The organism is Marinobacter sp. LQ44 (assembly GCF_001447155.2).
GTDB lineage: Bacteria > Pseudomonadota > Gammaproteobacteria > Pseudomonadales > Oleiphilaceae > Marinobacter.
The window spans coordinates 801,356-822,883 of the sequence record NZ_CP014754.1; the positions used below are offsets into that span (position 1 = coordinate 801,356).

General features: G+C 58.2%; 17 protein-coding genes and 1 tRNA gene. 8 read left to right on the forward strand and 10 right to left on the reverse strand.

Going from position 1 to position 21,528, the window contains the following annotated elements:
* Positions 1-18: 18 nt before the first annotated feature.
* Positions 19-684, forward strand: a complete 666-nt coding sequence (gene rnt / locus ASQ50_RS03785) for a ribonuclease T (RefSeq protein WP_072676981.1) — start codon at positions 19-21, stop codon at positions 682-684.
* Between the two features lie 54 nt (positions 685-738).
* On the opposite strand, the gene ASQ50_RS03790 is transcribed toward rnt, so the two are convergent.
* Positions 739-2,724 carry an SDR family oxidoreductase gene (locus ASQ50_RS03790; RefSeq protein WP_058090227.1) on the reverse strand — a complete coding sequence of 662 codons (1,986 nt, stop codon included), beginning with the start codon at positions 2,722-2,724 and terminating at the stop codon, positions 739-741.
* 374 nt (positions 2,725-3,098) lie between these two features.
* Between ASQ50_RS03790 and ASQ50_RS03795 the strand changes: the two genes are divergently transcribed.
* Entirely contained in the window at positions 3,099-3,398 is a 300-nt protein-coding gene (locus ASQ50_RS03795) for a hypothetical protein (RefSeq protein ID WP_058090228.1), read from the forward strand.
* 36 nt (positions 3,399-3,434) lie between these two features.
* Entirely contained in the window at positions 3,435-6,287 is a 2,853-nt protein-coding gene (locus tag ASQ50_RS03800; RefSeq protein ID WP_058090229.1) for an insulinase family protein, read from the forward strand.
* On the opposite strand, the gene ASQ50_RS03805 is transcribed toward ASQ50_RS03800, so the two are convergent.
* Together ASQ50_RS03805 and ASQ50_RS03810 are read right to left on the reverse strand one after the other, a co-directional pair.
* Positions 6,284-6,925, reverse strand: a complete 642-nt coding sequence (locus ASQ50_RS03805) for a TIGR04282 family arsenosugar biosynthesis glycosyltransferase (protein ID WP_058090230.1) — start codon at positions 6,923-6,925, stop codon at positions 6,284-6,286. The two genes, ASQ50_RS03800 and ASQ50_RS03805, sit on opposite strands and share 4 nt — an antisense overlap.
* Positions 6,912-7,631 (reverse strand): TIGR04283 family arsenosugar biosynthesis glycosyltransferase, encoded by a 720-nt coding sequence (locus ASQ50_RS03810; protein ID WP_058090231.1) that lies wholly within the window; start codon positions 7,629-7,631, stop codon positions 6,912-6,914. The genes ASQ50_RS03805 and ASQ50_RS03810 overlap by 14 nt, the downstream gene beginning before the upstream one ends.
* Positions 7,632-7,725: 94 nt before the next feature.
* On the opposite strand from ASQ50_RS03810, the gene ASQ50_RS03815 reads away from it, so the two are divergent.
* Positions 7,726-7,802, forward strand: a tRNA-Arg gene (locus tag ASQ50_RS03815).
* Positions 7,803-7,879: 77 nt separating this feature from the next.
* Here ASQ50_RS03815 and ASQ50_RS03820 read toward each other — a convergent pair.
* Complete coding sequence (locus tag ASQ50_RS03820) at positions 7,880-8,434, reverse strand: PEP-CTERM sorting domain-containing protein (RefSeq protein WP_058090232.1); 555 nt, start codon at positions 8,432-8,434, stop codon at positions 7,880-7,882.
* Between the two features lie 216 nt (positions 8,435-8,650).
* Here ASQ50_RS03820 and ASQ50_RS03825 point away from each other — a divergent pair, with 216 nt between their 5' ends.
* Positions 8,651-9,325: a spermidine synthase gene (locus tag ASQ50_RS03825; RefSeq protein WP_058090233.1), complete on the forward strand. Its 675-nt coding sequence runs from the start codon at positions 8,651-8,653 to the stop codon at positions 9,323-9,325.
* A 71-nt stretch (positions 9,326-9,396) separates the two neighbouring features.
* On the opposite strand, the gene ASQ50_RS03830 is transcribed toward ASQ50_RS03825, so the two are convergent.
* Positions 9,397-10,431, reverse strand: a complete 1,035-nt coding sequence (locus ASQ50_RS03830) for a hypothetical protein (protein ID WP_058090234.1) — start codon at positions 10,429-10,431, stop codon at positions 9,397-9,399.
* 214 nt (positions 10,432-10,645) lie between these two features.
* Between ASQ50_RS03830 and ASQ50_RS03835 the strand changes: the two genes are divergently transcribed.
* Entirely contained in the window at positions 10,646-12,490 is a 1,845-nt protein-coding gene (locus ASQ50_RS03835; protein WP_058090235.1) for a diguanylate cyclase domain-containing protein, read from the forward strand.
* 6 nt (positions 12,491-12,496) lie between these two features.
* Here ASQ50_RS03835 and ASQ50_RS03840 read toward each other — a convergent pair whose 3' ends face one another.
* The 4 genes from ASQ50_RS03840 to ASQ50_RS03855 are packed head-to-tail and all read right to left on the reverse strand — an operon-like array spanning position 12,497 to position 18,250.
* Entirely contained in the window at positions 12,497-13,120 is a 624-nt protein-coding gene (locus ASQ50_RS03840) for a condensin complex protein MksE (RefSeq protein ID WP_197492718.1), read from the reverse strand.
* The gene (locus tag ASQ50_RS03845; RefSeq protein ID WP_058090236.1) at positions 13,113-14,540 is read right to left on the reverse strand and encodes a hypothetical protein; all 1,428 of its coding nucleotides are present in this window, start codon (positions 14,538-14,540) and stop codon (positions 13,113-13,115) included. Before ASQ50_RS03845 ends, ASQ50_RS03840 begins: the two co-directional genes overlap by 8 nt.
* Positions 14,533-17,475: a hypothetical protein gene (locus tag ASQ50_RS03850; RefSeq protein ID WP_058090237.1), complete on the reverse strand. Its 2,943-nt coding sequence runs from the start codon at positions 17,473-17,475 to the stop codon at positions 14,533-14,535. Before ASQ50_RS03850 ends, ASQ50_RS03845 begins: the two co-directional genes overlap by 8 nt.
* Positions 17,468-18,250: a Wadjet anti-phage system protein JetD domain-containing protein gene (locus ASQ50_RS03855; RefSeq protein ID WP_058090238.1), complete on the reverse strand. Its 783-nt coding sequence runs from the start codon at positions 18,248-18,250 to the stop codon at positions 17,468-17,470. Before ASQ50_RS03855 ends, ASQ50_RS03850 begins: the two co-directional genes overlap by 8 nt.
* 59 nt (positions 18,251-18,309) lie before the next feature.
* On the opposite strand from ASQ50_RS03855, the gene ASQ50_RS03860 reads away from it, so the two are divergent.
* The gene (locus ASQ50_RS03860) at positions 18,310-18,957 is read left to right on the forward strand and encodes an MBL fold metallo-hydrolase (RefSeq protein WP_058090239.1); all 648 of its coding nucleotides are present in this window, start codon (positions 18,310-18,312) and stop codon (positions 18,955-18,957) included.
* A gap of 24 nt (positions 18,958-18,981) precedes the next feature.
* On the opposite strand, the gene ASQ50_RS03865 is transcribed toward ASQ50_RS03860, so the two are convergent.
* Positions 18,982-20,598 (reverse strand): methyl-accepting chemotaxis protein, encoded by a 1,617-nt coding sequence (locus tag ASQ50_RS03865; RefSeq protein ID WP_058090288.1) that lies wholly within the window; start codon positions 20,596-20,598, stop codon positions 18,982-18,984.
* Positions 20,599-20,865: 267 nt separating this feature from the next.
* Here ASQ50_RS03865 and ASQ50_RS03870 point away from each other — a divergent pair, with 267 nt between their 5' ends.
* Positions 20,866-21,528: a hypothetical protein gene (locus ASQ50_RS03870; protein WP_058090240.1), complete on the forward strand. Its 663-nt coding sequence runs from the start codon at positions 20,866-20,868 to the stop codon at positions 21,526-21,528.

Consider the following 21,528-nt stretch of genomic DNA (forward strand, 5'->3'; position numbering starts at 1 on the left):
ACGAACATCGGAGTTCGAGTGTCAGAAGAAAACAAGCCGCCACATCCTATGTCCCAACGTTTCCGCGGCTTCCTGCCGGTGGTTGTCGATGTTGAAACCGCCGGTTTCAATCCGGAGCGGGACGCCCTGCTGGAAATTGCCGCCGTCATACTGACCATGGACGACGATGGCTTGCTGCGCCGGGGGGAAACCCACGTACAGCAGATTGACCCCTTCGAAGGCGCCAACCTGGAGCAGTCTGCCCTGGACTTCACCGGCATCGACCCCTGGAACCCGGAACGTGAGGCGGTTCCGGAGCGGGAAGGCCTGAGCGAAATCTTCTCTCCGATCCGAAAAGCGGTGAAAGCCCACGACTGCAAGCGCGCGGTACTGGTCGGCCACAACGCCACCTTTGACCACAACTTTGTGTTTGCGGCTGCCTTGCGGGCCGACATCAAACGCAACCCGTTCCACCCCTTCTCCACCTTTGATACAGCAACTCTGGCTGGCCTGGCCTATGGCCATACGGTGCTGGCACAGGCTTGTAAACTGGCAGGCATCCCTTTCAGTAACAAGGAAGCCCACTCCGCAGCCTACGATGCAGAAAAAACCGCAGACCTGTTCTGCGGCATTGTGAACCGCTGGAAAGAGCTGGGCGGTTTTCCGCCGCCACTCATTGAGCCAGAGGAAGAAGCGACAAGCTAACTGCCAGAACCCAAAAAACCCGCCGAAGCGGGTTTTTTCTTGCCTGGAGACGGCTTACCAGTAGATGCCTCGCATAATGGCCGCGAACGCCACCTGCTCGGTCGATACCTTGGGCTTCTCACCAGACTTGCTACCAGCGGCAGACGGAGAATCCGGGAACATCCGGTAACCGGTGTTCATGATAATCTCACCCATCTTCGGCGCCAGGGCATGCAGAACCTGGGCAAAGACACCCAGGCGAGTCGCAATACGCTTCGGCCGGTAAACGATGGCATCCGCCACCATCTGCGCCGCTTCATCCGGTGACAGCGTGGGTACCGAATCGTAAATCTTGGTCGGCGCAATCATCGGCGTTTTCACCAACGGCATGTTGATGGTGGTGAACGTGACGTTGCGGTCAGACCACTCCGCCGCCGCACACCGGCTGAAGGCATCCAGTGCTGACTTGGACGCCACATAGGCCGAGAAACGTGGTGCGTTGGTCAGTACCCCAATGGACGAGATATTCACCACATGGCCACGGCGGCGCTCCAGCATAGCAGGCGCAAAGCCCATGATCAGACGCACGGAGCCGAAGTAGTTCAGCTGCATGGTGCGCTCGAAATCGTGTAAACGGTCAAACGACAAAGACAGCGAGCGTCGGATAGACCGGCCGGCATTATTCACCAGTACGTCTACATGGCCGTGATTATCCAGAACCGTCTTCACAAAGCGATCACAGTCTTCCATGTCGGAAAAATCGCACTGGTACGCGTGGATATTACCGCCACGGGCTTCCAGATCGGCTGCCACTTCGTCCAGGGTTTCCTTGGTGCGGGCGCCAATCACCAGGATTGCACCGGCTTCCGCCAACTTCTGGGCCGTTGCCAGACCAATACCGGAAGTTGCACCGGTAACAACACACACCTTGCCTTCGACCGTGCCCTTCAGGGTGCGGTCCTTGAACAGATCCGGGTCCAGGTTACGCTCCCAGTAATCCCAGATCACAGGCGCATAGCTTGGCAGGCGCGGCACGTCGATGCCGGTGCCTTTCAGAGCCCTTTCAGTTTCACGAGCATCAAAACGGGTCGGATAGTTGATGAACGACATTACCGACGGCGGAATGCCCATATCATCCAGAACGGCACTGGCGATGCGCTTAACCGGAGGCAGATTCTTGATGCTCTGGCGAATGAACGGAGGAATAAAACCAAACATCCGGGAATCAATACGCATCCCCATCTTGGGAGCGTGGCCCGCCTCGCTGAAGATATTAAGAATTTCACCCACTTTGTAGGGATCAGAGTCCACCAGGTGGAAACACTTGCCGTCCTCTCCTTCGAGATGGGCAATGTGATCCATGGCATTCACCACGAAATCGACCGGCACTATGTTCAGGCGACCACCTTCAATACCGATGGTCGGCACCCATTGCGGCAAGGCGTGGCGAATCTTCTGGATCATCTTGAAGAAGTAGTACGGGCCGTCAACCTTGTCCATCTCGCCGGTTTCGGAATGGCCAATCACCATGCCGGGGCGATAGATACGGAACGGCACCTTGCATTCATCGCGCACCACTTTTTCGGACTCATGCTTGGTGCGCAGATAGGGGTGGTCCAGCTTCTCGGCTTCCTCAAACATGTCTTCCCGGAAGGTGCCCTTGAACAGGCCTGCCGCCGCTATGGATGACACATGGTGGAAATGCTTGGCCGCCATGGCCTCAGCCGCCTGAACCGCCGCCCGGGTGCCCTCGATGTTGGTGGCCGCCTGGGACTCTTCATCGGCGCCCATGTCATAGACCGCCGCCAGATGGAAAAAGTGATCGACATTTCCCTTGAGGGATTTCAGGGTCTTGGCATCGATTCCGAGGTTCTTGGTGGTCAGATCACCAATGACCGCCTTTACCCGGGACTCATCCACGCCCCACCGCTCGCGCAGTTTTTCGAGTTTGCCCTGGGACTGTTCACGTACCAGGACATACACGGTACCGCCTCGGGCGAGCAGCTTTTCAACCAGAAAGCGGCCGATAAACCCGGTACCGCCTGTCAGGAAATAATTCATAGGTACTCCATCCTGCCTGTTGCTCTGTTGTTGTCATTACACCAGCACAAGTAAGACTAAAGTCTTATCTGTATTCCATTGGCCGGCATTGTACTTAATTGCAACTTTCATGTATCGAACTTTTTTAGAGTTTTTACTCTGTAACCCTTTGTTTTTGTTAGAGTCTTTACTCTAAAAACCGGCCTTCCGCCTGGCAGAAAATGTCCCTGTTGCCGACACACTGAGTTTGAGATTAGCACAGTAACCACCTGCTGCGAGCCTTGCGAGCACAATTACCGATGGGCAATGCAAGGCTCGCCCGGCAATGCGATAATCGGGAACTTACCGCGCCTGACGGCGTCACTAACTAGTGTCCCTGAGAGTTACAAACCAGCATGCAAAACGACAGCCCGAATACCGAACGCTACATTGCCATCGCCCGCGCCTGCCTGAAAGCCATCAACGACACCGTCGCCAACAGTGGTAGTCGGGAGGAGAAAATCCAGGCGGTCTATCAGGCAATCGACAAAGCTTTCCAGGCGGAGTTTTCCGAATATCGGCAATCCGTTGCCATCATGGCAACCGTACTTGAACGTATCGCGTCGGGCGAGCTGGACGCCGACAAAGCCGCCAGCCTTGCCCGCAAAACCCTGGACCAGCAACCCGCTGGTATCCAATCCGGGATCATGCACTGAGCACCCCCCCCACTTTGACCGGACAGAAGAGGCACCATGACAGCTGACCACCCCGTGTTCCAGAACCTGTACCGTTTCCAGTTTGTTTTGTTATTTTTACTTGGCAGTGTGCTGCTCAGCCCTCTGGCTGTTGCCGGCGCATCGCCGACCAAAAGCCCCAACGACCCTAACGAATACCGGTTTCTGGAACTGGACAACGGCCTGCGGGTGATTCTGGCCTCAGACCCCGAAGCCGACAAAGCTGCCGCCTCAATGAATGTCGCCGTTGGCAGCGGCAATGACCCCGCCGACCGCGAGGGTCTGGCACATTTCCTGGAACATATGCTGTTCCTGGGAACCGAGAAGTATCCGGACCCGGGCGAGTACCAGCAGTTCATTCGCAGCCATGGCGGCAGTCATAACGCCTTTACCGCATTTGCCGACACCAACTATTTTTTTGATGTCGAGGCAGAATTCCTTGAGCCGGCCCTAGACCGCTTCGCCCAGCAGTTCTCCCACCCGCTGTTCACACCGGAGCTGGTCGACCGGGAACGTAACGCCGTGCACTCGGAGTACACCGCCAAGCTCAAGGAAGATGGCCGCCGGTTCCTGTCTGTTCTGAAGGCCGGGGGCAACCCCGATCACGCCTTCAGTCAGTTTGCCGTCGGTAACCTGACAACCCTGGAAAACACTGAAGAGAATCCCCTGAGACCAGACCTGATCCAGTTCTGGCAGGACCAGTATTCCGCCAACATCATGACACTGGCAGTTTACGGCCCGCAGCCCCTCGACCAGTTAGAGCAGATGGTCCGGGAACGCTTTATCGCCATCGAAAACCGAAACCTGACGGCCAAGACACACCCACAGCCGCTGTACGTTGAAAGCAGATTGCCCGAACGCATTACTGCTGAAAGCCTGCGAGATTCCCGCAGCATGACGCTGTCGTTCCCGATCCCATCGCAGCGGGACAATTACCGGACCAAACCGGCATCCTATGTGGCCAATCTACTGGGCCACGAGGGCCCCGGCAGCCTGTTTGACACCCTCAAACAGGCGGGCCTGGTGGAGTCGTTGTCCGCTGGGCTGGGAATGGATACCGGGGATCATGCCACCCTGGACATCCGTATGTCTCTCACGCGGGAAGGACTCGAACGGCAGGACGAGATCATCGCGCTGGCGTTTCGGTACATCGATAAGGTCCGGCAATCCGGAATCAACGAAGACCGCTTCGAGGAAATGAAACAGCTTGCGGTGATTGACTTCCGGTTTCGCGAGCGTAGTGAGCCGATGCGCGAGGCCATGCGCCTGTCCAGCCTGTTACGGAACTATCCACCGGAAGATCTGTTGAGCGCGCCCTGGCTGATGGATCGTTACGCTCCGGAACAGTACAAAGCGCTTCTGGAACGCCTGACCCCCGATAACCTCAAAGTCTGGGTGTCTGCTCCTAACCGGAATTTCGAAGCGCCGCAACTTACGCAGTGGTATCAAACACCCTGGCAAAGAGAGCCGCTCAGCGTCGACAGTGAAGTAGATTCCGCGCTCGCTGAGAGCCTGGCCCTGCCCGCCGCCAACCCGTTTGTTCCAGAAAACCTGGAGCTGGTGCCCGGGAACACCATGGCTCAGCCAGTGCTGCTGGACGAACTGGATGGCCTGGCTGTCTGGTACGCCAGGGACACCCAGTTCAACACGCCGAAAGCCAACGTGTTTATCAGCCTGCGCACTCCGCAGGCGAAATCCTCCGCCCGCAACGAGGTACTCACCCAATTGCTGGTGGACGCCATCGATACCAACCTGAACGCCTGGGCCTATTCCGCGCGACTGGCCGGGCTGGACTACAGCATTTACCCACACCTTCGGGGTGTGACCATCCGTGTGGGTGGCTATAACGACAAGCTCTACAAGCTGGTGAACCGGATTCTGCTGGAATTTGCAGATCCGAAGTTCACCGAGCAGCGTTTCGACGTTGCCCGGCAGAGACTGATCGATGGTTTTGAGAACAAAGCCAAAGACCGACCGGTTCAGCAAACCTCCGAGTTCATTCAAACGGCTCTCATCGATGGCACCTTCCCGGTGCCAGAAAAACTCGCTGCCGCGCGGGAAGTTACCCTGAACGAACTGGAAGCATTCGGCACACGCCTGGTTGCGCAAACCGATCCGGTCATGCTGGCCCACGGCAACCTGACAGAGGCAGCGACACTGAACATGGCGCGGCAGGTTCAAGCCATGGTATTGAACAACCGGGAACGCACCAAGGTAGACCGCTCACGCATGCGCCAGCTACCGCAGGGACTCACCCGGGCGACCTTAAACCTGGAGCATCCGGATACCGGTTATACGCTGTACTTGCAGGGGCGCGATACCTCCTACGAGGAGCGGGCAAAGTTCCGCCTTCTGGCCCAGATCCTGAGCAGCCCCTTCTACGAGGACATCCGCACCAACCGCCAGCTGGGCTACATCGTTTACGCTACCGCTTTCGAGATTCTGGAAACACCAGCCCTGGGGTTGGTTGTGCAATCTCCGGACGCAACGGCTGAAGGCATTGACCAGACGGTAATGGAATTTGCTGAGGGATTCGAGGGCCAGCTGGCAGAGTTGAGCGCCGAACGGCTAGCCCGGGAGAAGCAGGCAGTGATCAGCCAACTGCTTCAGCGAGACCGACAGTTGAGTGACGTGTCGGGCCGCTACTGGCGGGAAATCGACCGGGGGAACATCGCCTTTAACAGCCGGGAAAAACTCGCGGACGCCATTCAAAAGGTTACCCTGGATCAGCTGAAAACGACCTTCCGCGGCACAATGATAGAGCGGCAGCGGGCACTGCTGGTGGTTACCGGCGATGATGGCGAAAACAGCCGGTCCGTTCTTGACCAACTGCGCCAGCGGGATGCCGTGCCAGCCCGGGTTGAACGTTAACGTTCACCAACCATTCGCCGGAAGCGCTGCCAATCTTCCGGTTCGTCCACATCCCAGCGGGGTTCCAGCAGGTAGACGCTGAGCCCCGCCGCATCCATCCTCTGCAGGGTTTGCTGCATAACCTCTGGCGTGCCCCAGGCAATACCTTGCAGCGCACCGGGCGCCAGCCTGCGAGCACCAATCAACACATAACCACCATCATCCGAGGGGCCGAGCACGACATCGTAATGCTCAAGAGCGGCAACTGCGGAGCGCACATAACCGGGGTCTACGGAAGGACAATCACTGCCAATCACCACGGCCCGCTGATGAGAGGCAATACCCTGCCCCAACGCCCTGGCCATGCGCTCACCCAGATCGTCACCTTGCTGAAAAGACTGAGGCAATCCGGCGGCCTCGATATTGGCCAGCAAGGGATCAGCTTCCTCCGGAGGCTGATCCAACGGACGATCCCACCAGAAGCTGACGTCGTAGCCCGTGGCACAAAGATTATCCAGCACCTCCAGGCTCAGGGTGATATGGGCCTGGAGCGCTCCCTCAACCCCGAGGGCCGGAATTAACCGGGTTTTTACCCGGCCCGCCTGCGGCCACTTGGCAAACTGCATGAGAACCGCCGGTGATTGATCAGTGTTTTGCATGGCGCACGTTCCTCCGCCAAAGGGCCGCCAGGGTTTCGGGGCTGTCACCCCGCCAATAACGCCAACGCAGGCGCCACATCAGCACAATGGTGGGCCACACACCGCCCTGCTCCCAGCGCCGGCTGTCGGTAACTACCGGCGACGAGATACAGTAAGGGCGTGCCACCAGTTTCAGGCGTTTGGACAACTCGACGTCTTCCATCAACGGCATGGCGCGATAGCCACCCAACGCCTCGAAAACGTCCCGACGCACGAAAATACCCTGATCTCCCGTGCAAACGCCGGTGAGCCGGGAGCGCCAATTCATAAACCAGGCAATCACGGAAAACATAGGGTGCCGGCCGCCGAGGCGAACATCAAATCGCCCCCAGGGGCGAGCAAGGCGCTGGCTTTCACTTAACTGTTCGAGGGCATCGGGGGGAAGGCGCGTATCTGCATGCAGGAATAAAATCAGGTCGCCGCGGGCAACGGCAGCGCCCGCGTTCATTTGCACCGCCCGACCAGGTTCCGATACCAGCAACCGGTCACACAACGGGCGTGCCAGGTTAGCCGTGTTATCCGGGCTGCCGCCGTCGACCACAATCAGCTCGTGGCCGGCCTGCCGGACGGGCTGTAGCCTCTGCAAAGATTCTTCAATACCGGCCGCCTCCCGCCACACGGGCACGACCACGCTCAAAGACAAAGCAATCCGGGAATTGGCATCCATAAAAGCGACAGACCAAGAGAACAAGGCCCAACCATAACCGGACGCCCCTTGAGCCACAAGCCCTTGCCGGCTATCATACCGCCTCTTCTGAAATGCCCCCGTAGCTCATCTGGATAGAGCGATCCCCTCCTAAGGGATAGGTAGCAGGTTCGAGTCCTGCCGGGGGTACCAAACAACCTTATTCAAGTGTTGTTATTAGCCTCGACCACTGAACACTCTTGCAACCTGAGAGAGAAGGTCAACCGCCTCTAGCAGGGTACCCGGGAAACGCCCCAGATTGGCTTGCCCCATCGATATCCAACCATCCCCAGCAAACCCGCAAGCAATAGTAGTAAACCGGAAGGCTCGGGGACCTTGGCCGGCGGCAACTTGTTAAGGCGACCAGTCAGCCAGTAGTAGTTCCCAGAGTCCCGATCACCAACGTGCGCACCCTCAAACGGTGCGGTTAGGTGCAGGTTGTCGAAAATATCCTTGCCGGCCTCGAGGTAAAACAGGTCGAGAAAAAGGAAAAACTCAAAGTTATCCACCACAAAGGGTTCGAATCCGTTCTCGTAAAGGGCGTCGGTATCGGATATCGGTTGGTCATATATCAACGGCACAAGCCCAGTCCAACTGAACGTTATGGGTTCACTGGTAAACTGAACAGAAACCAGGCCACGCAGCACCGAATTAACCTCGATGATTGCGGTGGCATTATGACTCTCGTACGGGTTCATAATGGGGTGGTCGTAGCTGTAGGTGATCAGCGCTGCGTTTGTGGCCGGTGCCACACAGGCAAGCACAATAGTCAGTAGATTCTTCACGCGTTCAGTCCCTCGATTTACCTATGATCCATCAGGGTAATTTCAAGCAATTATTGAACCATAGCACGTATCACCGGGGCTTTAAGACGGCCAGCAAAACGGCGCATCACACACATGTAAAATATTCTGACACCGAATATTTGGAGCGCTCACGCTTAGCTGCGCCCAGTTTGGGGTTACAATACCGCCTACCCTGTCACCACCGGAATCCATCGAATGGCCCGCTTTAACGAAATTGGCACCGCAACCATCCCCGGCAACGGCACCCGCTTGCGCCTGCTGCAGCGCAATGACGAGTTTTCCATCAAGATCGCCGGGGCGCCCGGCGAACTGATGAACAGCCGGTTGCATGGTTCTGAAGATGCCCTGGCCACGCTGGCCTGTGAACGCCTGAGCCACCTGCCAGAGCCGCGGATCCTGATTGGCGGGCTGGGGATGGGTTTTACCCTGGCGGCGGCATTGGCATCAACCGGTGAAAAAGCGCGGGTGACAGTGGCGGAGCTGGTCCCGGAGGTTGAAACATGGAACCGCGGGCCTCTGGGCTCGGCGGCCGGCTATCCGCTGAACGATGCCCGAGCCCAGGTGCACATAGGCGACGTAGCAGAACTTCTGAGGCAGGGTGATGGCAACTGGGATGCCATTTTGTTGGATGTCGATAACGGCCCGGAGGGCCTTACCCGCAAGGAAAACAACTGGATCTACTCACCCGAAGGCATTGCTGCTGCCCAGAAATCCCTGAGTAGGGACGGCATTCTGGCCTACTGGTCCGCCGGCCCGGAACACGCCTTCACCGAACGCCTGCGCCGGGCAGGCTTCTCGGTAGAGCCAGTCGTTGTGCGCGCCCTGCGCCCCGGCAAAGGCGCACGCCACACCATCTGGCTGGCCTGGTAATTTGGGGTAATTTGGGGTCAGACCCCAGAACATTTCACCGCTTCAAATGTCTTGGGGTCTGACCCCAAATTTTATTGCAGCACTCGAGGGCGCCTGGCGGGAACAAACCACAGGCAAACCCGCGTGATCCAGCGTAACAGCAACAGGACCGGCAGCAGAATCAGGAACCAGCCGGGTACCTGTACCATCCACGGTGGCACGCCGAGCACCTTGGCCGCACCGGCGAACAGGTCGTTCAGCACCAGCGGGTGTCGAACGGCCACATAGGCCAGGGCAGCCACGGCGGGCCATTTGGCATGACCAACCATAACCGAAGCCATGCGCCCGGCCCTGGCAAGGCGCGTGCTGTAAGCCGCTGAACGGGCAGTGACGGTAGAAGCCCGGGCCGTGGTGGCTGCCGCCCTGCCCGCTTTCAGAAACTTCACCGCACTGCCGATAACAATGGCATCCACGGCGGCCCAGCCGACATCGCTGGCACGAATGGGCTGATCGGTGCGATACCGGGATTCCAGGGTGCGAATACCGCTGGTAAAGAACTGGGTAACGCCTTCGGTGATGCGATCGGTCCAGATCCACTCGATATTCCCGTCCGGGCCCACCACAAACTGACCGGTGAAATCCTGCCCTTCCTTGTTGGCAAAATTGACGGCATACCAGGCGCGCTGTTCAGGTGTGAGGGTTTGGCGGGTTCCGGCCACGCGATTCATCAGCTCTATCGATCTGACCGGGTTCTGGTAAAAATGGATAACCGGAGGGATCAGGTACTCACCGTGGGCTTTCAGGGCATCCTGAAACTCAGGTTCCTCCCCAAATAACTCCATCAGCAACCTGGTGTGCTCTGGATACACCTGCAGCGCCGCCTGGGCCTTCAACAACAGCAGGCGGTCGTCTCGATAATCAAGCAGCAGGGCCTGCACCGGCAGTGGCTCGGCAAGCACGGCCGAACGGGCGCCGAATACATCCTGGGCATGCAGGCGTACCAGCCGCTCTTCCACCGGTTGCGGCGGGAACCGAACCGCTACCAGCATGGCAATAACCAGCGCAATCAGCGCCAGCCAGAGCACACCCCGGCGACGGTGGGTTCTGAACAGCACAGGCTCTTGCATCGCGTACTCCCGGCGACCTGAAAGGTTTCAGTCTACACGGAACGCCGGCACCATAGGAGTCGTACATCGCTAACCGCTGTGCCGTCAAGGAACACAGGAGAGTGCAAGCCAATTGACCCGTAGCGGTTAATTACATAAAAGTACCGCAATCCGCTTTACGGTTTGCAAGAAACGGATACCATAGCCTCAGGTAGTGCTTTCCGGACCCGTCTTGATGGATATTCTTGAGCAGAAACGCCGCATTATCACCACCGCCATTGTTGCCGTGGTTATGACGGGCATCATTATTGCCGCAGTGGTTTCTGCTCCACTGATCAACCAGATTCACACCCAGGCGGCACAGACAGCTGGGGGCGTTGCAGACGCGAAAGCAGAGAACGTCAGAGCTGTTTTTGATCAGCACCAGGACCTGGCCCGCCAGACCGCCAGCCGGTCAGAACTGGCAAAGGTGCTGGGCCAATACGCCAAAGGCGAGGTTTCGGCCGGTGTGGTGTACACTTTCTCCCACCCGAGACTGCAAGACGCAGCGCAAATCATAGAAGACCTTGCAGTATTAATCCGATACGACGCTGCCGGCAACGAACTGGTCAGGGTCGGGCCCTGGGCCAATGATCTACCTGCGGGTATCCCTCTCTCCGATACCCTGGACATCAATACTTTCGCGCTGGTGTCCGGCGAAACCAGCAGCCCGCTGCTGCAGGCGGCAAGCCCAATACTGGCAGATGGACGGGTGGTAGGTTATGACCAGCTTCTGTTCTCGCCAGACTCACTGACGCGGGTCTTCCAGAGTCAGCCGGATTCATCACTTTGTCTGCTCGACAACCGGAGAACAAAGCGCATTATCCTGAACCCACAGACGGATCAGATCGAGCTGACGGCCCCTGAGGGCTGCCTGGCCGTCAGGCAGGGAGTGTCCACCCGAGACCGCTCCGGTGCTTTCCGGGCAAGGCTTGACGATGGCTCCAGAGTGCTCACGTTCCACCGGCCACTGGCGGATTATGGCTGGGAACTGCACATGTACTCCCGAACCTCACGGGTTTTCGCCGACGTCATCGTCGATATCATGATCAGTATTCTGGCTATCCTTATGCTCTCTGCTCTTGCAGGGTTGCTGGTCTGGAGGTCACTGAAACCGATAGTCGGCGCGATGGTAAAGCAAACGTCTCAGATCGCCCGTTCCACCGAAGAGCTGCGGCTGGCCTACCAGGTGTTCGAACACACTCATGAGGCGATTCTGATCACCGATGCAAACTTTATGATCGTTCGAGCCAACCCTGCCTTTTCCGACATTACCGGTGAAGAAAACAGAGCGTTACATCGCAAGCTACTGACAGACTTTCTGGACAGTCATAAAGGGAAAGGTGTTGTTCTGGAGGAGATTCGGAAACAGCTGATCACGGTGAACGCCTGGCAAGGTGAGGTCTGGCTGAAGGGCCATCAGGGCCTCACCATTCCCAACCTGATGACGGTGTCACCCGTCAGAAACAAAAATGGCCAGATCCGGCAACTGGTGCTGACATTCAGTAATATCACGGAGCGGGTACAAGCCGAGAAACAGATGATCCGGCTTGCCCATTACGATGAACTGACCGGCCTGCCTAACCGGGTGGCACTTGAGAACCACCTGGAGCAGGCCATTCAGCAGGCGCGCCGGGATAACAGCCATTTTGCCCTGATGTTCCTGGATCTGGATAAATTCAAGCCAGTGAATGATAACTATGGCCATCAGGTGGGTGACGAGCTGCTACGCAATGTTGGCAAGCGTCTGAAACACTGCATTCGCAGTGGCGATGTGGTGGGCCGGCGAGGCGGCGACGAGTTTGTGGTGATTACCGGGCCGCTGCATGGCGATGATGACGCCAAGCCTATTGCCGACAAAATCGTCGCCGTGCTTAACGAAACCTTCCACATTCAGGAGCACAACATTCAGATAGGCGCCTCGGTGGGCGTTGCGCTCTATCCGGATGATGGCATGGCGGCCGAGGACCTCCTGAAACAGGCTGATGCCGCCATGTATCGGGTTAAAACCAGTGGCCGTAACGCCGTGGCCTACGCCTGAAGCCGCTCAGGCCTGCTCATATTCCTGCACCAGCTGGCCGAGAAAATACAGGCCTGCAGAACCAAGAAAATACCGCCCGGCACCGGCCCGGAACACCAGATTTCGCTTCTCCAGGTAATCCAGGGCTTCAGCGAGGCCCTTCTCGAACCGGGCCGCCCGGAGAATGTCCTGGTACTCGTCGTCTCCGGCCATGGCTTCAAGGTCCTGCTCATTCAGGCCTGCGTCTGCACGCCCCAGATAATCCAGGTCCCTCCCGCTGCGGGCAAAGTAACGCCCAATTATCAACAGCACCACCTGCACCCTGAACGCATTCTCATCGTGCTCCTCACTTTCGTCGTCACTGCTCTCCTTCAGGAAGAAAAATGCGCCGGTTTCATTGAACACAAGTTCACTACCCAGATGTTCGTAAAAGGTGCGGAAGTGGGACAAGTGGTTGTACAACAGGTTGTATAGCGGATTGGCCCGTAGCTCCGAGCGGTTGTTGTCCCACACATCCCGCACGATCACCCGGCCGGCCTGAAACTCACGGTAGATGGCGGCGCTGTGGGCGGGCAGGATCTGCTCGAAGCTGCCGACTGGCGCTGCGCTCAGGCTGTTTTCCGTCTCGGTCATGTCAGAAAAATCAGGCATGGCTTGGCTCTTGTTTGATGTCGGTTACGCCGGGCTCAAGCCGGCGTTTTCGGTAGACGAATTGCTCGCTGTCTGGTGCCTGTTCAAGGGTACGGAAGCGGTTGGTGGTAACCACCTGCATTCCCTCAGGTGGCGAATTCACCAGCCGGTTCAGGGCTGCCAGCAAATCCGGAAAGCGGTAGCCGGGAATAAAACCATCCAGCCGGCCGTGCAGCTCCCGCACCAGATCTGCCGTAGGCCGCAGTTCCAGCGTTTCCAGCCACTGGTAAAGCTGGTTGATGCGCTGAACGTCGATCCGACTGTGGCGACCGCTGCCATCCACTTCCTGCAGTACCGGCACTTCCGCTTTGCGGCGCAAATCCGTCAGGCGCAGGTCCAGTTCGCTGAACAACAATTGGTAGTAGCTGGACGACTGGCCAAAGGCATAATGCTTCGGCCGCTGTTGTGCCCGCAGGCCCACCAGGAACCCGGTGCTGCGGGCAAACTCCCCACCTTCCAGCCACTTGCGGCGCAGGCTGAGGGTTTCAGTATCCCCCTTGAGCGCTCGCAGCTTGCCATAGAAGTGCTCCATGGCATTGTACTGGGCCATGCCCCGGCGGGTCTTGCGCAGGAAGTGCTCCACCTCCTGGGCCACTGCCTGAATGGGTTTATAGAGCGCATTCAGGCTGAGGGATGAGCGGAATATCTGGTCAGCCAGGCTGTGATTGTCGTTGGTCTCCAGCAACCGCACCATGGCCTCCAGGGTTTCGAACAAATTGCTGCCATCGGGCAGCCGGGTGTCCGGATTCAGGAATACCAGGGTGGGTTTGATGTGCCGGTCGTAAAGGGTCACGATCTGCTCAAACAGGTTCTGGCGAAATTCCAGGTACTTTTCCGGTGCCCGGCTGGCATCACCAGACAAGTCCGCCAGCTGGGCACTGATGGTTTGCATACGCAGCACGTTCTGACGCAACAGGCCGATGAGCTGGCTCACCCGTTCGTTCAGGTCGTCCCGCAGTTCGGTGTAATTCGGGTCTGCTTCACTGAAACTGCTGGTTTCCAGACGATTACGCACATCCCTCAGGGTCACCAGGTGGCCCCGCAGGCGGGCGTCGGTCAGCTCCTGGTAGAGCGAGGCGTTACAGGCCCGCATCAGGTTGATCAGGGCGTCCTGGAACACCAGCCGGCGCTCGCCGTCGGCTTTGATGATGTCTATGATCAGGCCGCTACGGAACAGGTTCTCGGTGTTCAGGGCCAGCCGCACCCGCTCCCGGTCGGCCCTGCCCAGATTAGCGGTATAGTCCATTACCTCGGCCACCAGGTCGCTCTCACGAATGTAGCGGGCCTCATTCCGGTCCATGCGTTCGATCATCCGGAACAGGATCTTCGGGTGCTCGAACAGCAGCCGGGTGGTGTCCAGGGTGCTGAAGCGTTTACTCATCCGCCAGCTCCAGCAGGCTGTTCTGGGTCTGGTCGGCCCAGTGGCTCAGGGCCTCGCCGCCGGTAAAACCCTCGGCTCCACCCCAGAACACCAGAGTGCGTTCCTTGCTGTAGGGCCGCGCGGTGCGCATCTGCCCCACTTCCAGGTGCCGGCCAATCAGGTAGATAACCTCGGCGCTGGCACTGTGGGTGGCCGCGGAAAACAGGTTGAAACCCTGCTGGCGCAACCGCTCCAGCAACGACGGCATCTGGCTGATATCCACGCTGGCCAGCTCGTCCAGCACCATGGGGAACGACAGCGTTACGCCCGGGTAGAGCACTCGTTTGAGCAGGCGGTATACCAGTTCCAGGTTGATCAGCGCGGTGGTGGAGGTGGACTGGCCCTTCTTGTCGAGATTGGCGGCGTTTTCCTTGCGGGTGCGGTAAGAAATGCCGGTGATCACCTTGTCCATGGTCAGGCGTTTGCTGCCGCCCTGCTCCCCGAAAAAGTCCGCCACGAACACCCGCAGGCGGTCGTAGAAGGCGTCGGACTGCAACTGGTTGCCATACGGGTCGATGTTGTTGGCTTCTTCCACCAGATTGCGGAATTTCGGGTCGGTGTGGATGTCCACCCGGATTTCCACCAGATCGTTGATGCGCACGCCGTCCAGCTCCCGGTTAAGCTGGGCTTCGAATCGGGCAATGTGCTCGTGGTTGGACTTCAAGGCCTGGCGGTAGCTGGCGACGGTTTCATTATGGATGCCAACCTGCTGCTCCAGCACATTCCAGCGCTCGGCCATGCCGGCGAATAGGTCTGAAAGGCTCTTGAAAGTGCTTCGGATAACAGACGATGCCGGGCTGTCTTTCTGCAATTCGCCTTCTGTATCTTCATGGATACCCAGGTACACAAACTGGCGCAGGTGGTCGAGGATATTGCGGCGGCGCTCTTCCAGGTCGTCCAGCTGGCTTTGCAGCTCGTCGAAGGCGGCAGCCGATACGCGCTCAATGTCCAGCGGCTGTTCCGCCTGCACGGCCTTCAGGTGCGGGAAGCGGTGCTCCACGGTGCCAACGCTCTTGCTCAGGGCCGCCAGCTCCCGCTCCCGTTCTTCAATGCGATCTTTCTCGGCTTTCGCTTTCGCGGCTTTCGCCTGAACCGCGTCCTGTTTTTCCTGCTCCAGCCGGGCCTGTTCGTTCAGTTTGGCAAGCTGTTCTTCGGCGGCCTGTTTTTCTTCGGTGGCGTCTTTCAGGGTGGTGGCTGCCGCCGGGTAGCGCTGCAGCGTTTCCAGGTCTTTCTCGATAGACCGGATTTCTTTCTCAGTGCGCTCGATCAGCTGAGGTCGGTCGTGTTCCTGATTGGCGGTGTCGGCCAGCTCTGAGCGTTCTTTCTCCAGGCTGTGCAGCTCACCTTCAATATGATGGCGTTGCTCGGCAAAGTTGGTGTGCCGGGCCGGCTGGCTCTGGTACTCAGTATCAAACCAGTCGAACCCGCCATCGTTGGGCGCAAAAAGACGAGCGAAGGCTTCAATGGTGGCTTTGCTATCGGCATCCAGATCCTGGCCGGGGCTCGCCATCATCAGCCGGGGGTCAACCGCCCGCAGAGGCGCGGCGGTGGCCTCGTCCAGCTGGTTCTGCAGCTGCCACTGCTGTTTGCTTTCCCGGTCTTTCAGAGTTTCCAGCTTGCGCTCCAGCTCCTGCTTCTTGCGCTGAATCTGCTCCAGTCGGATTTCCGCCTGGGCGGCGCTTTTCAGGGCGGCCAGGTGCCCGCGTTTGCCCTCGAGCTCCTCTTTCTGGATCTCGGCGATTTCCTGCAGGGTCATCTCGCCGTATTGCGAGACCAGCAGCTCACCGTCTTTCTGGTTCTGCTCGGACTGTTTGATGCGCCGGTCAGCGGAGCGGATCTCGCCTTTCAGGCCGCTGGTTTCCTGCTCCAGTTTCTTCAGGGTTTGCAGTACGTGGCGCAGAGTGTCGTTCTGTTCGTTAAACGCATCCAGCGCCACCCGCCGTTTGGCGCCAATGTCCGCCAGGGCACTGGCCACGCCGTCCCGGAAGGCCGCGAAATCGTGCTGGCTGCGCAGTAGGGTCTGGTAGGCCTGGTAATCCCGGTTCAGCTTTTCAAACCTTGGCCGCTCTTTCTCGATGCGGTTGAGCTGGGTTTGCTGCTGTTTGAGCTGGTCGTGGCGATTGAGGAAATCATCAATATTGAAGTCGAAGGCATCATCGGCAAACTTTTTGTCGGCCTCGATGATGCTGGCCACCGCATTGGCCATGGCCTGATCGTCTGCCTTCATCTCGAACAGCAGCAGGATCAGGGTGCGCAGGGATTGCACCCGGCGTTCGTCCGACTCGCCCAGGGGCAACACGGAATAGCGCACCGCGTCGGCGTTCATCAGCTCGCTGCTGTAAAGCATGGATTTGAGTTTGGCCGGGTCGTTGACCAGCCTGGTGTCTTTGGACAGCCTTTTCAGTGCCTCAGACAGCCGACTGAACGACAGCTCCGGCACCGCCTGGCCGATGCCGTCTTCACCGTCGCCGTTCCAGAACAGCGGCCGCAGCTGGTCGTAGCTCACGGGTATAAAGGCCCGGCCATAGCTGAGCTGGCTGGCGTTGTCGCGGTACAGAATCTGGCAATGGGTACCCGCCGGGTTCTCCGCCTCCATGATCAGGAAGCTGAACTGGCTGGGGAAATAGTGCTGGTAGCTTTCTTCGTTGGTATAGAAGCTACCTGCGCTGGCGTTACGGAAGGCGAATTTCTTACGGCTGTTCTTGAAGTTGTTTTCCGGCAACAGGAACAGACGCAGGGAATTGAGCAGGCTGGATTTACCCAGGTTGCCCGGCCCCAGGATAAGGCCGTGGTTGTCCACCGGAATTTCCACGTAACAGAAGCCGGCGGAATCCACCAGTATCAGGCGACGTATGCCAAAGGTGAAAGTACTCGCGCTCGCCTGTGGATCACTCATCCAGAATCATCTCCTGTTCCATGAATTTGCCGGTGGCCCGGAAAGCCTGCGCCAACGACACAAACCCCAGATCTTCCGCCAGCATGATGGCCTTTGTAAACCTTTCGGTGGTGTCCGCTGTTTTGCGGAAGCGGCTCAGCCAGGGTTGCCAGTCAGCCGGCTGAAGATAGCAGGCCTTGTCGCCCAGCGCCGATCGCACCGATGCCAACATCTGCAGGCCGCCGGCATCGTAATCAAAGGCGCAGAGCACCTCATCGTAACCGGCCAGCCAGTTCAGGTCTGCCGCGCGGGTAATCCGGTTACCGCCACCGAGCACGACATCGCAGTTTGTGAGACCTAAGGTCTGGCCCAGACAGTCACCGGCAAAGGCCAGCATCTGGCGGTAGTGATAGAAATTTCGCTCATTCTCCACCACCAGCACCCGGGGCGCTGGCCGAAAACCGATATCCACCGAATCTCCGGTAATCACCACCGAATCCGGCCGGTTGCCTGTCAGGGCGTTATGATACACTAGGAGGAAACTCACCTCGGTGCCGTGGCGGTGGGAATCGCCCTTCTTCGCCGCATCTACCCTGCTAACGGGCGCAGCGGCCTGTCGCTGTAACGCCGCAAACGCAGCTTCATCCAGAATGGTTACCTGCCAGCGATTGGCGCCAACCTTCTCCGTTGCGAACAGCTCCCGATGCCGCCTACGCATTGCATCCGGTAGCTTTTTGAGAAAGGCCTCGTAGTTGATAGCCTTGTTCTTGAGAATTTTCTCGAGGTAGTCGTTCAATGGCTCACCTGTTCCCGCCTTGGTAAACTTGCCGGAAAGTTTACAACCCGAGGCAGATTATGTCCCTGAAGTACCGCGTGATTCCCGTCACTCCCTTTGAACAAAACTGCACCCTGCTCTGGTGTACCGAAACCAACAAGGCGGCGGTGGTGGACCCGGGCGGCGACCTGGATCGCATTCGGGCAGCGGTGGAAGCCGAGGGCGTCACTTTGGAGAAAATCCTGCTTACCCACGCCCACATCGACCATGCCGGCGGCACGGCAGAGCTGGCCAAGTCGGCCGGGTTGCCGATTGAGGGGCCCCATAAGGACGACAACTTCTGGATTCAGGGCCTGGCCATGCAGGCGCAAATGTTCGGGTTCCCGGCGCCGGAAGTGTTCACGCCTGATCGCTGGCTGGAAGACGGCGACACGGTAACGGTGGGTAATGAAACCCTGGAAGTACTGCATACCCCAGGCCACACCCCTGGCCATGTGGTGTTCTTCCATCGCGGCTCAAGACTGGCCCAGGTGGGTGACGTGCTGTTCAATGGCTCTATCGGCCGAACGGATTTCCCGAAAGGCGACTACAACACCCTGATTCATTCCATCCGGGAAAAGCTGTTCCCCCTGGGGGACGATGTGAACTTCATCTGCGGCCACGGCCCCATGTCCACCTTCGGCCGGGAACGAGCCACTAATCCGTTTGTATCCGATCACCGGGGCTGAGCGCCCCGGTGCCCGCGGCCGAAATTATTGTTGCGACAACCGGAACTGCTCGATGGTCTTGCGCAGGGCTTCGGCCATAGCCAGGAGATCACCGGCAATGCGGGCGGTTTCCTGGGCATCGCTGGAGGTCTGCTCCGCCGAACGGCTGATTTCAATCACGTTGTGATTGATGGATTCCGACACATTGCTCTGCTCGTTGGCCGCACTTTCCATTTCTTCATTCAGGCCGGTGATTTCGCGCACCGCCGCAGCGATGGTCTGCAATTCCGTTTCCACTTTCAGAATTGATTCCACCTGATGCTGGGCCAGTTCGGAGGCATGGCGCATGGTGCCCACGCAATCCACCACCTCTTTTTTCAGGCCGTCAATGGTGTGGCGAATCTCCTCTGTGGACGCCTGGGTGCGGGACGCCAGTGCACGCACTTCATCAGCTACCACCGCAAATCCACGGCCCTGTTCACCCGCACGGGCGGCTTCGATGGCGGCGTTCAGGGCCAGCAGGTTGGTTTGGTCTGCAATCTCGGAAATCAACTCCAGCCGGGTTGCCATCTCGGTAGTGCGCTGGTCCAGCTGTTCGATTCGCTGCGCACCGCTCTGCACCTCGGTATTCAGTGTCTCAATACCTTTCACGGCGTTGTGGGCCAGTTGTTCACCGGTCTCCGCCGCCTTCGCTGTGTCTGCGGATTTGCGAGCGGTATTCACCGCGTTCTCCCGCACCTGAACTGCGGATGCCGCCATCTCTGTAGTGGCGCTGGCTACCTGATCGGTATTGTCTCGTTGAGCGAGAACCTCACGTTCCGTGGTTTCCGCCTTGCCGGCGATGGTCCGTGCCGCTGCTTCAACCTGGGCAGCATTGTCCATGACCGTATTCATGCTTTCCCGAATCTTCGCCACCATTCGGTTAAATGCCCTGGACAGTGAACCGATTTCATCGTTGCGTGTAACCTCCAGTTCAATGGAGAGGTCTGAGTTCCTGGAGATTTCATCCATCCGGTCATGGAGCCTGCGCAACCGGGAGAACACCAGCCGCCCCAGAACCAGGGCGGTCAGGAAGAAAATCACCACAAAAATGACCACCTGAACACCACCACCCACCAGCAACTGCTGCTGCAGGCGGGCATCACTCTGGGCCAGGGAGTAATCCACACGAATAGCCCCCAGAATGTCCCCTTCCTGGGCCTGGTGGCAGCCAAGGCAATTCACGCCCTGATAGTCGGCCTGCGCAATAACCGGCTCGATCAGGGTATAAACCCGGCCCTGGTCATTTGCCGAGTAAAGCTCCACCCGCTCGCCACGCAGTGCCCGCATATCCTCAGGTTCGCGACGCCTCTCCTCCGCGTTGCCGGCGCCGTACATCGCGTTCAACTGATCACTGCGCACCACCCGGATGTCCAGAACATCCTCGGATGCCTTGGCCCGATCACGCAGTACATCCCGATTGTTGATGGTGCCTGTCACCATCATGGTGTTGAGCCCGTCAAAGTAGGATTTTGCCAGCCCGTCTACATATTTGTGGCTGAACTCCTCAAGATGCGCTCGCTGCGACTGGGCGCTGTAAACAACGGTGAACGCCAAAATGATGGAAAACGCCACGGCCAGGGCCGACAGCAGCAAAAAGCGGATCGAGTGTTGTTTTTTCATGGTACCCCGGCAGCGGAAGATCAACTGAACAACCACCTGTTATGACGGCAGTTTCGGGTATAACTTTATAGACATACGTCAATTTTTATATGACCCAGATCAGCCCGATGCCATCCCTATGACACTCGTTGCAAAGTTTTACATTTCCACGCAAGTACAGACTGCGAAACCTCAAGAACAACCTGGCCCAAAACCTGCTTGTTACTCACAAACACACCCCATAATCGAATTTCCGGCAGTTATTTACCGCCGAGGAGGAAATGCACCATGTCTTTGCTGACATCCCTGATACAAGCCAGCACACGCTTTCAGCAAGCCATGGACAGCCGCCAGGCACCCGCAGCCAAGCCCGATGGCGAGAAACCCGCTGCCACGAAGCAACCCGAAGCCGCCGGCAACCCGGGTGATGACCGCTTTACCCCGTCCGGGCAGTCAGAACTGGACCCCGGCAGCCTGAAAGCTCGCAAGCTCCCACTCGGCCAGTACAAACAGACCGTTGCGCAGGATCTCTCCTTTGTTCGTGAAACCCTCCGGCACAAACTTGCCGAGTACAACCTGCACCCGGCAACGGCCCTGAGCGTGGGAAAAGGCGAGAACGGCAATGCGGTAGTTGAGGGGAAGCTGCCAGAAGAGCTTCGCGAAAGAATTGAAATGGACCTGAACAACAACCGGGGCTTCCGGGAAGCCTTCAGTCGGCTGAGCGTCAGCGAACCGACACTACACTTTATGGATAACGCCCTGAAGCTCAATCAGGCCTACGGCGTGAACAACTCCCTGCTGGATTCACTGCTCAGCGACAACCAGCAGTTCAACGGATTACAGGATGTCATCCACCGTTACGACAGCCTGAAACGCAATGCCAACAGCGGCCAATCCGACTTCGGTAACAGCGCACAACGCTACGCCTTCAACCTGAACACCCGGGCCTGA

Bases quoted from the DNA above. Each gene is read 5' to 3' on its own strand.
- ASQ50_RS03790 (WP_058090227.1), bottom strand. From the start codon at position 2,724: ATGAATTATTTCCTGACAGGCGGTACCGGGTTTATCGGCCGCTTTCTG.
- ASQ50_RS03830 (WP_058090234.1), bottom strand. From the start codon at position 10,431: ATGCAAGAGCCTGTGCTGTTCAGAACCCACCGTCGCCGGGGTGTGCTC.
- ASQ50_RS03840 (WP_197492718.1), bottom strand. From the start codon at position 13,120: ATGCCTGATTTTTCTGACATGACCGAGACGGAAAACAGCCTGAGCGCA.
- ASQ50_RS03810 (WP_058090231.1), bottom strand. From the start codon at position 7,631: ATGGATGCCAATTCCCGGATTGCTTTGTCTTTGAGCGTGGTCGTGCCC.
- ASQ50_RS03800 (WP_058090229.1), top strand. From the start codon at position 3,435: ATGACAGCTGACCACCCCGTGTTCCAGAACCTGTACCGTTTCCAGTTT.
- ASQ50_RS03805 (WP_058090230.1), bottom strand. From the start codon at position 6,925: ATGCAAAACACTGATCAATCACCGGCGGTTCTCATGCAGTTTGCCAAG.
- ASQ50_RS03865 (WP_058090288.1), bottom strand. From the start codon at position 20,598: ATGAAAAAACAACACTCGATCCGCTTTTTGCTGCTGTCGGCCCTGGCC.
- ASQ50_RS03795 (WP_058090228.1), top strand. From the start codon at position 3,099: ATGCAAAACGACAGCCCGAATACCGAACGCTACATTGCCATCGCCCGC.
- ASQ50_RS03850 (WP_058090237.1), bottom strand. From the start codon at position 17,475: ATGAGTGATCCACAGGCGAGCGCGAGTACTTTCACCTTTGGCATACGT.
- ASQ50_RS03860 (WP_058090239.1), top strand. From the start codon at position 18,310: ATGTCCCTGAAGTACCGCGTGATTCCCGTCACTCCCTTTGAACAAAAC.
- ASQ50_RS03825 (WP_058090233.1), top strand. From the start codon at position 8,651: ATGGCCCGCTTTAACGAAATTGGCACCGCAACCATCCCCGGCAACGGC.
- ASQ50_RS03845 (WP_058090236.1), bottom strand. From the start codon at position 14,540: ATGAGTAAACGCTTCAGCACCCTGGACACCACCCGGCTGCTGTTCGAG.
- ASQ50_RS03870 (WP_058090240.1), top strand. From the start codon at position 20,866: ATGTCTTTGCTGACATCCCTGATACAAGCCAGCACACGCTTTCAGCAA.
- ASQ50_RS03835 (WP_058090235.1), top strand. From the start codon at position 10,646: ATGGATATTCTTGAGCAGAAACGCCGCATTATCACCACCGCCATTGTT.